The sequence below is a fragment of the Shewanella sp. 10N.286.52.C2 genome, from assembly GCF_002874545.1.
GTDB lineage: Bacteria > Pseudomonadota > Gammaproteobacteria > Enterobacterales > Shewanellaceae > Shewanella.
Genome location: NZ_MCTV01000010.1, coordinates 19382 through 33577, shown reverse-complemented (window position 1 = coordinate 33577; position 14196 = coordinate 19382). Strand labels below are relative to the sequence as shown.

General features: G+C 44.4%; 11 protein-coding genes. 7 read left to right on the top strand and 4 right to left on the bottom strand.

What is annotated here, in order from left to right; translation table 11 throughout:
- Window positions 1-10: 10 nt before the first annotated feature.
- The 3 genes from BCU94_RS04885 to ilvY all read right to left on the bottom strand — a co-directional run bounded on the left by BCU94_RS04885 (window position 11) and on the right by ilvY (window position 3540).
- Window positions 11-898 carry an acyltransferase gene (locus tag BCU94_RS04885; RefSeq protein WP_102440073.1) on the bottom strand — a complete coding sequence of 296 codons (888 nt, stop codon included), beginning with the start codon at window positions 896-898 and terminating at the stop codon, window positions 11-13.
- 127 nt (window positions 899-1025) lie between these two features.
- On the bottom strand, window positions 1026-2546 hold the full coding sequence (locus BCU94_RS04880) for a YifB family Mg chelatase-like AAA ATPase (protein WP_102440072.1): 1521 nt from the start codon (window positions 2544-2546) through the stop codon (window positions 1026-1028).
- Window positions 2547-2667: 121 nt separating this feature from the next.
- The gene (gene ilvY, locus BCU94_RS04875; RefSeq protein ID WP_102475782.1) at window positions 2668-3540 is read right to left on the bottom strand and encodes an HTH-type transcriptional activator IlvY; all 873 of its coding nucleotides are present in this window, start codon (window positions 3538-3540) and stop codon (window positions 2668-2670) included.
- Between the two features lie 213 nt (window positions 3541-3753).
- Between ilvY and ilvC the strand changes: the two genes are divergently transcribed.
- The 7 genes from ilvC to BCU94_RS04835 all read left to right on the top strand — a co-directional run bounded on the left by ilvC (window position 3754) and on the right by BCU94_RS04835 (window position 13711).
- Entirely contained in the window at window positions 3754-5235 is a 1482-nt protein-coding gene (ilvC, locus tag BCU94_RS04870; protein WP_102475781.1) for a ketol-acid reductoisomerase, read from the top strand.
- 543 nt (window positions 5236-5778) lie between these two features.
- Entirely contained in the window at window positions 5779-7452 is a 1674-nt protein-coding gene (ilvG, locus tag BCU94_RS04860; RefSeq protein WP_102475780.1) for an acetolactate synthase 2 catalytic subunit, read from the top strand.
- Window positions 7449-7745 (top strand): acetolactate synthase 2 small subunit, encoded by a 297-nt coding sequence (ilvM, locus tag BCU94_RS04855; protein WP_102475779.1) that lies wholly within the window; start codon window positions 7449-7451, stop codon window positions 7743-7745. The genes ilvG and ilvM overlap by 4 nt, the downstream gene beginning before the upstream one ends.
- 33 nt (window positions 7746-7778) lie before the next feature.
- Window positions 7779-8708, top strand: a complete 930-nt coding sequence (locus BCU94_RS04850) for a branched-chain amino acid transaminase (RefSeq protein WP_102475778.1) — start codon at window positions 7779-7781, stop codon at window positions 8706-8708.
- Between the two features lie 191 nt (window positions 8709-8899).
- Window positions 8900-10759: a dihydroxy-acid dehydratase gene (gene ilvD / locus BCU94_RS04845; RefSeq protein WP_102440067.1), complete on the top strand. Its 1860-nt coding sequence runs from the start codon at window positions 8900-8902 to the stop codon at window positions 10757-10759.
- Between the two features lie 3 nt (window positions 10760-10762).
- Window positions 10763-12340: a threonine ammonia-lyase, biosynthetic gene (ilvA, locus tag BCU94_RS04840; protein ID WP_102475777.1), complete on the top strand. Its 1578-nt coding sequence runs from the start codon at window positions 10763-10765 to the stop codon at window positions 12338-12340.
- Between the two features lie 216 nt (window positions 12341-12556).
- Window positions 12557-13711 (top strand): alanine--glyoxylate aminotransferase family protein, encoded by a 1155-nt coding sequence (locus BCU94_RS04835; protein ID WP_102475776.1) that lies wholly within the window; start codon window positions 12557-12559, stop codon window positions 13709-13711.
- Between the two features lie 97 nt (window positions 13712-13808).
- On the opposite strand, the gene BCU94_RS04830 is transcribed toward BCU94_RS04835, so the two are convergent.
- On the bottom strand, window positions 13809-14060 hold the full coding sequence (locus BCU94_RS04830; protein ID WP_076541888.1) for an accessory factor UbiK family protein: 252 nt from the start codon (window positions 14058-14060) through the stop codon (window positions 13809-13811).
- Between the last annotated feature and the right edge of the window lie 136 nt (window positions 14061-14196).

The following is a 14196-nucleotide window of genomic DNA, read 5'->3' as shown; positions in this document are numbered from 1 at the left end:
TAAATACCTCTTATTTGTTTTCTTCAGCCATAATGCTGATTTTTTTATCTTTTTCTTGCCAAAGTTGATTTAACTGAGACTGAAAATCAATTTTAAACTGCCTATCATTACTATAGTCACCTTTTAAGGTCGCTGGGATATCAGAGATGTGAATATCGACATAAACCTCAGTTAACTCGCCGCAAATATACTCCCAGTAGCTTGGCACTTTATTAGGGTAGTAAATGGTGACATTAACTAACTTGTTGATGTGTTCACCCATAGCATCTAAAGCAAAGGCCATTCCACCGGCTTTGGGCTTCAGCAAGTGCTGAAAAGGCGAAGCTTGCTTTTGGTGTTTTTGCGGATGAAAACGGGTGCCTTCAACGAAATTCATCACGCTGACAGGCTTATGCTTAAATTTGTTGCACGACTTACGGGTAATCTCAATGTCTTTACCTTTAAGTTTTGGGTTCTTTTTCAATTGTGCTGTCGAATAACGACGCATAAAGGGAAAGTCTAACGCCCACCAAGCAAGCCCTAATATGGGAACAAATATGAGCTCTTGTTTTAAAAAAAACTTTAAAAATGGGATCTTACGATTAAAAACACGCTGAAGTACTAAAATATCTACCCATGACTGGTGGTTAGCTATAACCATGTACCATTCTTTTTCAGAAAACTGATCATCACCGCTTAGTTTTATGGTAACGGGATGAAAAATGGCTTCGATAACACCATTAACACTGATCCACGCACTGGCACAGTTATCTAAAATATAACTGCATATTTTACGAATAACATTAATGGGTAATAGTTTGAAAATACTAAAAATTAGAATGGGTGTAACCCAGACGATCGTATTTATGACATAGCAAATAAATGCTATAGATCCTTTAATTTTTGCTAACAGCGGCATCTAGCTCTCCTGTAAATGGAAGCTTATGTTACTCCGTGATAGCCTTCGGCTCAATCCACTGAACAATAATATCGAAACTTTTTGTGATTTTTCAGGTAATCACTCGATATTTTAATGCGTTAGCTATTTATTGTTGGCTCAAACGATTCATTAACCTGTCCATTGCCCTGTAGCCAAGTGCTTGTGCTATATGCCTTCTTTCGGTGGTTTCAGACTGTTGCAAGTCTGCAATGGTGCGTGACACCCGCTGAATTCGATGGAAACTTCTGACGGATAAGCCCAATTGTTGAATACTCTGTTCGAGAAACTCTAAATCGCTTTGGCTCATGGCTAAGTGTTGTTTCAATTGGGTTGGGCTTAACTGGCAATTAATCACGCCTGCACGGCTGAGTTGTTTTTCCCGCGCTAGCTGCACTCGCTTAGCAATGGATTGGCTACTTTCGCCTATTTCTTGGGTTTGCGTTAAGGTGCCTGCAGGCAGTTTAGGGACTTCTATCGTGAGATCGAATCTATCTAAAAATGGCCCTGATAAACGGGATAAGTAACGTTGAATTTGGTCAGGCGTTGCGCGAGAGTTTTCAACATCACCGCAAGGGCTAGGGTTCATCGCCGCGATGAGTTGAAAGCGACTAGAAAAGGTTACTTTAGCGGCAGCCCGCGAGATAACCACTTCACCAGACTCCATTGGCTCACGCAGGCAATCTAATACTTTGCGCGGGAATTCCGCAATTTCATCAAGAAATAAAATGCCTCTATGGGCTAAGGATATTTCCCCAGGTTTTGGCACGCTGCCTCCGCCCACTAAGGATATTGATGAACACGTATGATGTGGCGCTCGAAAAGGCCGCTCTAAAAAGGCTTGGGGTTTAATATTAAGTCCTGCAACCGAATGAATCGCAGCAACATCAATGGCCTCTTCATAGGTAAGCTTGGGCAGTAGCGGGATTATCCGATTGGCCAGCATACTTTTACCTGTACCGGGCGGACCAATAAATAGGGTGTTGTGACCACCTGCCGCTGCGATTTCCAGCCCTTGCTTAGCTTGGTATTGACCAATCACTTCGCTGAGGCAGAGTGCGTTTTCTGCTAAAGGTTCTTCAAACCATTCCAATTGCTGATCAACCAGTGGTAATTTTGCTTGGCCGTGCATAAAGGCTGCGAGGTTTTGCAAGTGAGCGACTAAGTGGGTTTGCGGGTAACCCACTAACTCTGCTTCATGGCGGTTATCTAAAGGGATGAATAATTCATGCTGTTGATTTTTAGCGGCAATAATAGCGGGCAGAATACCAATGCAGGGCCTTACTTGTCCTGACAAGGCTAGCTCACCAATAAACTCACATTGGGCTAACTGGGTATTAGGAATTTGCCCCGAGGCGGCCAAAATACCAATGGCGATAGGCAAATCATAACGGCCACCTTGCTTGGGTAAATCAGCTGGAGCCAAATTGACCGTTATTCGCTGCATGGGGAATTCAAAACCAGCGTTTATTAAGGCACTACGAACTCGCTCTCTGGCTTCTTTTACTGAGGTTTCAGGTAACCCCACTAAATTAAACGCAGGCAAACCATTACTAAGATGTACTTCGACAGTGACTTTAGGCGCTTCAACGCCACAACAGGCGCGGGTGTTTACACAGGCAATAGCCATTAACAAATCCTTTTGTTTTGTGTGCTGGAATTTAGTAACTATTTAGTTAGTTTTTAAGCTTTCTAAGTGTAGCAGCTAAAATCAACAGTGCGATTTTAGCTGCTGTTGATATTTGAGAGGCTTAAATAACTTCAAGAAAGGCTGTTAAAATAGGTTCTTGAGTGCGTTTTTCTTTGCAGCAACAACCTAATTGAAAGGGGGCGATATCTTGTGGTGATTCAAGCCGCTGTAAGCGTTCTCGCACTGGGCTATTTTCGACTACCACATCAGGACTAATACTGACGCCACAGCCCAAGGCCACCATCGAGGTTATTGCCTCTTGCCCCGAGACTTGCGCATAAATATTGGGCTTGAAGCCCATGGCTTTAAACCAATTATCAGCGCGGCGTCTGCCAGGCCCATGGTCGGGGACAATAAAAGGCAGCTGCGCCCAGTCTATGGGTTGTTGCTTAATCATGCTTTGGGCTTGGCATTTTATGGTGGGCGCATATAGATGCAGCGGCACTTGGCCGATTTCTTCAAAATGTAGGCTTGCAGGCAATGAGTCTGGCAAGGCGATAATGGCAACATCGGCGCGATTATGTTGGATCTCTGCTACTGCATTGGCCGCATCCCCCGTGTTCAAGGTAATTTCCACATGAGGGTGCTCACGTCTAAAGCGGTCAAGCAATGCAGGTAGGTGACTGTATGCGGCAGTGACTGAGCAATATAAGTTGATACGACCGTGAAGTAAGGGCTGCTCGGGGTCAATGCGGCTTTTCAAACTTAACCACTCAGCTAAGGTGTGTTCGGCAAATTGCTTAAATTCATTGCCCGCATGGGTAATGCTGACACTGCGATTGTCCCGCTCAAACAATTTACAACCCACTTCTTCTTCAAGACGCTGCAATGCGCGGCTTAATGTTGACGGGCTCACATGGGTTTGCTGGGCTGTTTTGCCAAAATGCAAACTATCACATAAGTGTAAGTAGAGCTTTAATGCACGTATATCCATGATCTAGCCTTAATAAAATCAGTGTCTTGAAATCAATTTGTTCAGATATGCGGGATATATCAATAACGTTGCAAAAAGTGAAACGTAGTGTGCCGAATATATCATTTTGAGCAATCATGAGCTTACGCTATAGTGATCTCAATCACAACTTCTGGATAGTTTGGCTGCCAGAATGGAGTGTCTCAAATTTCTGAATTAAAGGTGGTATCTCAGATGGCTAACTATTTTAACTCTCTGAATTTACGTCAACAATTAGCTCAATTAGCACAATGCCGCTTTATGGATCGTACTGAGTTTAGCGACGGTTGTAGTTTTATTAAAGATTGGAATATCGTGATCTTAGGTTGTGGGGCACAAGGCCTAAACCAAGGTCTGAATATGCGTGACTCAGGCTTGAATATCTCTTTTGCATTACGTCCGCAAGCGATTGCTGAGAAACGTGCATCATGGAAGCAAGCAACTGATAACGGTTTTAAAGTAGGCACTTTCGAAGAGCTTGTTCCTGCTGCAGATTTAGTGCTTAACCTAACACCTGATAAACAGCATTCAAATGTTGTTAATGCAGTAATGCCATTGATGAAAGAAGGTGCCACATTATCTTACTCTCACGGTTTTAATATCGTTGAAGAAGGTATGCAGATTCGTTCTGATATCACTGTTGTTATGGTTGCGCCTAAGTGTCCAGGTACTGAAGTACGTGAAGAATACAAACGCGGTTTTGGTGTCCCAACACTGATTGCGGTTCACCCTGAAAATGACCCGAAAGGTGATGGCCTTGCCATTGCTAAAGCTTATGCAAGTGCAACTGGTGGCGACCGAGCGGGTGTTTTATTGTCATCATTCATTGCAGAAGTTAAGTCTGACTTAATGGGCGAGCAAACAATTCTTTGTGGCATGTTGCAAACCGGCGCCATTCTTGGTTATGAAAAAATGGTCGCTGACGGTGTTGAGCCAGGTTATGCAAGTAAGTTAATTCAGCAAGGATGGGAAACTGTCACTGAAGCACTTAAGCATGGCGGCATCACTAACATGATGGATCGTTTATCAAACCCTGCCAAAGTGAAGGCGTTTGAAGTTGCTGAAGAGTTGAAAGAAATTCTTCAACCATTATTTGAAAAGCACATGGATGACATTATTAGTGGTGAGTTCTCTCGCACTATGATGGCAGATTGGGCCAATGACGATGCAAACTTACTTCGCTGGAGAGCAGAAACCAACGAAACAGCATTCGAAAATTCACCAGTATCCGATGAACACATCGATGAGCAAACGTATTTTGACCAAGGTATCTTCTTAGTTGCCATGATCAAAGCCGGTGTAGAGCTAGCGTTCGATACCATGGTTGCAGCAGGTATTATTGAAGAGTCAGCTTATTACGAATCACTACATGAAACGCCATTGATTGCTAACACCATTGCACGCAAACGTTTATATGAAATGAACGTAGTTATTTCAGATACTGCTGAATACGGTTGTTACTTGTTTAACCATGCAGCAGTGCCGCTATTACGTGACTACGTAAAAGCAATGTCACCAGAGTTATTAGGTGCTGGTTTAGCTGCGGGTTCAAATAGCGTTGATAACAAGCGCTTAATTGAAGTGAATGAAGCGATTCGTCATACCGATGTTGAGTTTATCGGTGCAGAATTACGCGGTTACATGACTGATATGAAAGGTATTGTTGAAGCTAACTAATTTTTGTTGATTGTGTTGTGAAGTACCTGTTCAGCTACGTTTTCGGGCAGGCATCAAACTTTTGTAAAGTTAAAACTTGCATAAAGTAGAAACAATCAATCAAAAGCTTAGGGTGGTTATCACGGATTTGTGTTGACCATCATAGCTTTAGATTTTGTTGTTGTTTGCATTGTCTCGGCAGGGAAGCTGAATTTTTTTTGACAACACAATTTTATGTTGTGTTTATAAATCGCTTTATGGTACTCCTATAAAGGATGAATTATAAACAGTCTGGCAAAGTGCGAGACCTTATAGCAACATTAACAAATATTTTTTAAGACATTTTTAGGATTCAGTCATTTATGTTTAACCAAGCTGCCCAGCTCATTATTGTGATTATTACCGTCGTGATTATTAAATCACCGCGGGGGTGGAGTTTGGCAAAAAGACTGAGTTAGAAAGTCAACATTTGCAAAAACCCCCGCTCCGAAAGGAACGGGGGTTTTTTAGTTTTAGGGCTGCAAATACTGGGCACATTAACAATACAGAGCGTGAGAGATGCATATGGAATCAGGGCAAAAAATGAGAGGCGCGGACGCAGTCATTAAAGTATTGGCCGCACATGGTGCAACCACAGTATTTGGTTACCCAGGTGGCGCTATTATGCCAATTTATGATGCTCTGTATGGTAGCCCTGTTACCCACCTGCTGAGTCGCCATGAGCAAGGCGCTGCATTTGCCGCTGTGGGTTATGCTAGAGCCAGCGGTAAAACGGGAGTCTGTTTTGCCACATCAGGCCCAGGTGCGACTAATTTAATCACCTCGCTTGCTGATGCATTACTGGATTCTGTGCCTTTGGTGGCGATTACAGGCCAAGTTTCAACGGCAGTGATTGGCACCGATGCTTTTCAAGAAATTGATGTTCTTGGTATGTCATTATCGTGCACCAAACACAGCTTTATGGTGACGGATATCAATGAGCTTATCCCGACGCTTTATAAAGCCTTTGAAATTGCCGCATCTGGCAGACCCGGGCCTGTATTAGTTGATATTCCCAAAGATATCCAAATAGCTGAGCTTGAATACAAAACTCCAATACTCAGCTTTACTGAAGAACCCGCAGCTGAGCTAAGCGCGATAGATGCTGCTAAAGCTCTAATACAACGTGCTAAAAAGCCTATTTTGTATGTTGGCGGCGGCGTAGGCATGGCGGGAGCAGTTGATCATTTACGTCAATTTATCAATGAAACGGGTATGCCTTCAGTGGCGACCTTAAAAGGTCTTGGCAGTATTGAACATGGCTGCAAAGGTTACTTAGGTATGCTCGGTATGCATGGTGGTAAAGCGGCAAACTTAGCCGTGCAAGCCTGTGATTTATTGATTGTCGTTGGCGCAAGATTTGATGATCGGGTCACCGGGCGATTAGCCACCTTTGCTCAAGATGCCAAAGTGCTGCACCTTGATATCGATATCGCAGAAATCAATAAGCTCCGCCAAGCTGATGTATCAATTTCAGCAGATTTAAGACAGGTGTTACCCGCGTTATCAATGCCGCTTTCATTAGCGCCATGGCAGCAAGAAATTGAAGATTTATATCAGCAACACCAATGGGATTATCAACATCCGGGTGAATTGATTTATGCCCCAGCAATGTTACGCCGTCTAGCAAACAAATTACCAGAAGACAGTGTTGTCAGCTGCGATGTGGGCCAACACCAAATGTGGGTGGCACAGCATATGTGGTTTCGCCGCCCTGAAGATCATTTATCCAGTGCAGGTCTTGGCACTATGGGCTTTGGTTTACCCGCGGCTATTGGCGCGCAAGTGGCGCGTCCAAATGCCACAGTGGTGACGGTATCTGGTGATGGTTCATTTATGATGAACGTTCAAGAGCTCACCACAATTAAGCGCCGCAAATTGCCGGTAAAAATATTACTGATTGATAATCAAAAATTGGGCATGGTTAAGCAGTGGCAACAACTGTTTTTTGAACAACGTTATAGCGAAACCGATTTATCAGATAACCCAGACTTTGTGTTAATGGCGTCGGCTTTTGATATTCCTGGCAGAACTATTCATCACGCCGATCAAGTCGAAGCCGCACTCGATGAAATGTTAAATACCCCAGGACCTTTCATGCTACACGTAGCCATTGATGATGCGTTTAACGTGTGGCCATTGGTTCCGCCAGGGGCATGTAATAGCGACATGATGGATCAAATGGAGAAGCAAACATGATGCATTCAGTTGAATTAACCTTACACAACCAACCGGAAGTAATGGAGCGAGTGCTGAGAGTGACTCGTCATCGGGGCTTTAGCATTATCAATATGAATATGCAGCTCAACGAGGCAGGTAGCGTCACACTGCATTTTGATGTCAAAAGTGAGCGAGTGATTGAATTGCTTACCCATCAATTAAATAAACTCATTGATGTCATCGATTGCCAAGCAGTGACTGTGCCTGCCGCTATCGATGTTAATACACCAATATTCGCAGCAGCTAGTCAAAAGACGACCGCGCAAGCATAAACAATTTCATCGATATAGATTAAGGGACAGACTATGGCAGCGACACAATCAGAACTTATATGGTTTAACGGTGAAATTATGCCTTGGCAAGATGCTAAGGTACACGTGATGACACATGCAATGCATTATGGCTCTTCAGTATTTGAAGGTATTCGCATTTATGATACTCATCTAGGCCCAGCAGGGTTTAGGCTAACCGACCACGTGCAGCGTTTATTTGATTCCGCCAAAATTTATCGAATGAATGTGCCTTTTAGCTTTGATCAAGTCATGCAAGCTTGCAGTGATTCTGTGCTAAAAAATAACTTACCCAGCGCTTATATTCGTCCATTAATATTTATGGGTGATGTAGGGATGGGGATCACCCCGCCAATTGACGCACAATGTGATATGGTCGTAGCGGCTTTTTCGTGGGGCGCCTACCTTGGCGAAGAGAGCATGGATGCCGGCGTTGATGTCGCAGTGACATCATGGCAGCGCCTAGCACCTAATACCATACCGACAGGGGCAAAGGCCGGCGGTAATTATTTATCATCACAGCTAATTTCTACAGAAGCAAAGCGTAACGGTTTTGATGAAGGTATCGCATTAGATACTAACGGTTTAGTTAGTGAAGGCGCTGGGGCCAATTTGTTTATTGTCAAAAATGGCAAAATATATACCCCGCCTGCAACCGCAGCCATCTTAAAAGGCATTACCCGTGACACGATTATGGTGTTAGCCAAAGAGCTCGGATACGAAGTGATTGAAGAAGCCATGGCGCGGGAATTTTTATATGTTGCTGACGAAATCTTCATGACCGGCACCGCCGCAGAAATAGTGCCAGTAAGAAGCGTTGACCGTATTGAGGTTGGCGCAGGCAAACGTGGCCCAGTGACACAACAAATACAACAAAGTTTCTTTGGTTTATTTAACGGAGAGACAGAAGATAAGTGGGGCTGGCTAGAGCCGCTAACTCAATAGCCTTGAGCTTAATAAGCAGCCTTGAGCTAAATCAAGAGTTATGAGCTAAATAAACAGCTTCAATCCATTTAAAATAATTATAAATTAAACGACTATTACAATTTGAATCAGTTTACTTTCAATGGTTACCGCATCATGTAAATGACTCAAATAAAATGGTTAAAGCAGTATTACAAGGAAAGGATAAGACAATGCCTAAACTACGCTCAGCAACCAGTACCGAAGGTCGTAACATGGCTGGCGCACGTGCCCTTTGGCGTGCAACAGGTGTAAAAGAAACTGACTTTGGTAAGCCAATTATTGCCATCTCGAACTCGTTTACTCAGTTCGTACCAGGCCATGTGCATTTAAAAGATATGGGCCAATTGGTTGCTGGCGCAATTGAAGAAGCAGGTGGTATTGCCAAAGAATTTAACACCATCGCCGTCGATGATGGTATCGCCATGGGTCATGGCGGCATGCTTTATAGCTTGCCATCACGTGAGCTGATTGCTGACAGCGTTGAATACATGGTTAATGCCCATTGTGCAGACGCGCTAGTGTGTATTTCTAACTGCGATAAAATTACTCCTGGCATGTTGATGGCAGCGCTAAGGCTCAATATCCCAGTGATATTTGTCTCTGGCGGGCCAATGGAAGCGGGCAAAACCAAGCTTTCAGATAAAATTATCAAACTTGACTTAGTCGATGCCATGGTAGCTGGCGCTGATACCAATGTCAGTGATGAAGACAGTAAGCAGATTGAACGTAGTGCATGCCCAACATGTGGTTCTTGTTCAGGAATGTTTACCGCCAACTCTATGAACTGCTTAACAGAAGCTTTAGGTTTATCACTACCTGGTAATGGCTCGTTATTAGCGACTCATGCTGCGCGTCGTAACTTATTTTTAGAAGCAGGTACGCGCATCATGGATCTCGCCACCCGCTATTATCGTGATGACGATGCCAGTGTTTTGCCGCGCAATATTGCCTCTTTTAAAGCCTTTGAAAATGCCATGGCGCTAGATATTGCCATGGGTGGTTCATCAAATACCGTATTGCATCTTATTGCTGCAGCACAAGAAGGTGAAGTGGACTTCACTATGGCTGATATCGATAGAATGTCGCGTATGGTGCCGCACCTTTGTAAAGTCGCGCCTTCAACGCCAAAGTACCATATGGAAGATGTTCATCGTGCTGGTGGGGTGATGGGTATTCTAGGTGAGCTAGATAGAGCTGGCTTACTGCATAGTGACGTTCCCCATGTGGCAGCGGATAATGGCGGCAATTTAAAATCAGTATTGGCTAAATATGATATTGCCCAAACCCAAGATGCAGCTGTACGACGCTTTTATAGTGCAGGACCTGCAGGCATTCCAACACAAACTGCCTTTAGCCAAGATTGCTATTGGGACAGTGTCGATGATGATCGCCAACAAGGCTGTATTCGTACCCGTGAAAATGCCTTTAGCCAAGAAGGCGGCCTAGCGGTACTTTCAGGCAATGTGGCTGAAAATGGCTGTATTGTCAAAACGGCCGGTGTTGATGAGGAAAACCTGACCTTTGTGGGTACAGCGCGCATTTATGAAAGCCAAGATGATGCCGTAGCAGGTATTTTAGGTGGTGAAGTGGTTGCTGGTGAAGTGGTAGTTATTCGCTACGAAGGCCCTAAAGGCGGCCCTGGTATGCAAGAAATGCTTTACCCAACCACTTACCTTAAATCTCGCGGTTTAGGTAAGGCATGTGCATTGATCACCGATGGTCGTTTCTCTGGCGGTACCTCAGGATTATCAATCGGTCATATTTCACCAGAAGCAGCTGCTGGTGGCACCATCGCACTGGTTGAAAATGGCGATACCATTGAAATCGATATTCCTTCACGTTCAATCAAATTAGCCGTTGCAGATAGTGAACTTGAGCGTCGCCGCGCTGCTATGGAAGCAAAGGGGCCACTTGCATGGAAGCCAGTATCTCGTGAGCGTTACGTATCTTTGGCACTTAAAGCTTATGCATTATTAGCCACCAGTGCCGATAAAGGTGCTGTGCGCGATCGCAGTAAATTAGAAGGTTAATCCATGCAATCCTTGGCATCAGCAACGCAACTGGAGTTAACGCCCATGCCCTTAGCTCAGCAATATTTACAGAAGATCCTATTGTCGTCTGTGTATGACGTCGCCAAAGTAACGCCGCTATCGAGCATGAAAAAGCTATCGGCACGCTTTGGCTGTGACGTGTATTTAAAACGTGAAGACATGCAGCCAGTGCATTCTTTTAAGTTGCGTGGTGCCTATAATCGTATTGCGCAGCTAACCCCTGAGCAAGCTGCTGCAGGTGTGGTATGCGCCTCTGCAGGTAATCACGCCCAAGGGGTGGCAATGTCGGCGGCAAGCGTTGGCATTAGTGCGGTGATTGTGATGCCGACGACAACCCCCGAAATTAAAATCGATGCGGTAAAGCGCTTAGGTGGCAATGTGGTGCTCCACGGTCAGGCATTTGATCAAGCCAATGATTACGCCAAAGCCTTATCTGAAACCGAAGGCCGAGTGTATATTGCCCCTTTTGATGATGAAGCGGTGATCGCAGGTCAAGGCACCATAGCTCAAGAAATGCTGCAACAGCAGCGTGATATTGATGTGGTATTTGTGCCTGTAGGCGGCGGTGGTTTAATTGCCGGTATTGCGGCTTATTATAAAGCGGTTATGCCACAGGTTAAAATTATTGGCGTAGAGCCTGAAGATGCTGCTTGTTTAAAAGCGGCATTAGCTGCGGGCGAGCCAGTAACACTAAGTCAAGTGGGTTTATTTGCTGATGGCGTCGCGGTTAAGCGTATCGGTGAAGAGCCATTTAGAGTCGCCAAAGACTATGTTGACCATGTCATTACCGTTACCTCAGACGAAATCTGCGCCGCAGTAAAAGACATTTTTGAAGACACCCGCGCCATTGCTGAACCTGCTGGGGCGTTATCAACCGCGGGGATGAAAAAGTATCTACAGCATGTGGCCAATGACGCCGATAAGCCGTTAAAAGTGGCTTCGATTTTGTCTGGTGCTAATGTCAATTTTCATAGCTTGCGTTATGTCTCTGAGCGCTGCGAGCTAGGCGAGCAAAAAGAAGCTATTTTAGCGGTTAAAGTCCCTGAGCGTCCGGGGATATTTTTACGCTTTTGTGAGCTGTTAGATAAACGCGCCATGACTGAGTTTAATTATCGTTTCTCCAGCCGTGATAAAGCGGTGGTGTTTGCAGGTATTCGCCTGTCAAATGGCCAAGCTGAGCTTGATGATATTATCGCAAATCTAGAAAGCGATGGCTTTGAAGTACAAGATTTGTCCCATGATGAAACCGCCAAGCTACATGTGCGTTATATGGTCGGTGGTCACCCGCCTGAGCCATTGGATGAACGCTTATTCAGCTTTGAGTTTCCTGAGCATCCAGGGGCGTTATTTAAGTTTTTAACTACCCTGCAAAGCCAATGGAATATCAGTCTATTCCATTATCGTAACCACGGCGCCGCTTACGGTCGTGTGTTAGCAGGTTTTGAAGTGCCCGCCAGTGACGGCGAAGCGTTTCAGCAATTTTTAACTGAGCTTGGTTTTGTTTATCAAGAAGAAACCCAAAGTCCAGCCTATCAGCTGTTTTTAAATACGGCTCAATAATAGCAGTCTGAGCATTTTCAGCCGAGTGTTAGCATATAGCAGAGCATGACAATAAATTTCATGCAGATAGCGATTTTGTGGTTATCTGTGTGTTATTGTCTCAGTCGCCTGTTAACGGTGGCCACAAACGAAATTATATTCGGTGGCATAAAAACAATTAAAAATGTAGGTTTCATTGAGCTATTACTAACTAGACCTCGAGCCAAGGAGACTTTGATGTTATCTGTTTCGTCAAATGCTGTTTCAAAAATTAGTGCCTTTAATCCACCTCGCCGCACCCTTATGGGGCCAGGGCCTTCAGATGTCTATCCTGAAGTGCTTGCTGCGCAAGCAAAACCCACCATTGGTCATTTAGACCCTTTATTCGTCGCCATGATGGATGAGCTAAAAGCGCTGATTCAATATGCATTTCAAACTGAAAATGAAATGACCCTAGCTGTGTCTGCGCCAGGTAGCGCTGGTATGGAAACCTGTTTTGTCAACCTGGTTGAGCCAGGTGAAAAAGTCATCGTCTGTCGTAACGGGGTGTTTGGCGAACGTATGCGCCAGAATGTCGAACGCGTTGGCGCGACTGCGATTGTGGTTGATAACGAATGGGGCGAACCTGTTTCAGTATCCGCGGTAGAAGCAGCGCTGCAAGCCAACCCTGATGCCAAATTCTTAGCCTTTGTCCATGCTGAAACCTCTACTGGCGCAGTATCTGATGCTAAAAGCTTATGCGCATTAGCGCAGCAACATGATTGCTTAAGCATTGTCGATGCGGTGACATCACTGGGCGGCGTTGAGTTACGAGTGGATGATTGGGGCATTGATGCCATCTATTCAGGTAGCCAAAAGTGTTTATCATGCGTGCCTGGGATTTCGCCAGTGTCTTTTTCAGCCAAAGCGGTTGAGAAATTAAAGCAACGTAAAACACCTGTTCAAAGTTGGTTCCTCGATCAAACCTTGGTAATGGGTTATTGGGGTAGTAAAGATAGTGGCGCAAAACGCAGCTATCATCATACCGCGCCTGTAAATGCCCTTTATGCACTGCATGAGTCATTACGTATTTTGGCCAATGAAGGCTTAGAAAACGCATGGCAACGTCATGCTGATATGCATCAGTTACTGCGTGCCGGCCTTGAAAAACTAGGGCTTACTTTTGTTGTTGATGAAGCGTGCCGTTTACCACAACTCAATGCGGTGTTTATCCCTGAAGGTGTTGATGACGCTGCAGTGCGTAAACAGTTGCTGGAAAACTATAATTTAGAAATCGGTGCGGGCCTTGGGGCATTAGCGGGTAAAGCATGGCGCATTGGTTTGATGGGCTACGGCGCAAGACGCGAAAATGTTGCCTTGTGTTTACGTGCTTTAGAAGAAGCGCTGAACTAAGCAGGTTGATGTAAATGTTATACAAAAATGGCATCCAATTGGATGCCATTTTTATTGCTTTTTAGCCATGGTGATGGCTGAAAATACCAGCGATTTTCTACTCAGCTGAGAACTTTTTCTCTAATTCATCCACTTGGGCTTGCAGTGCTTCAAGCTTTTCACGGGTTTTTAATAACACGTGTTGCTGAACTTCAAACTCTTCGCGAGAGACCACATCTAATTTCATTAATTGGTTTTGTAGAATTTGCTTTGAACGTTCTTCAAATTCACCGGCAAATTGCTTTACGCCACTAGGAAGATTATCACTCAGTTGCTTGGCAACTTCTTCAAGTTTTTTAGGATTAATCATTATCAATTCCATATTAAAATTAGCTGTTTGTTAGCTCGATTGTACCTGAGGCGGAGGCGTTTTCCAAAGCAATCACCATTGTTTGCTGCTTCATTTGTCACTTTTAGTATTACGATCGAAAATACCATAACGATCG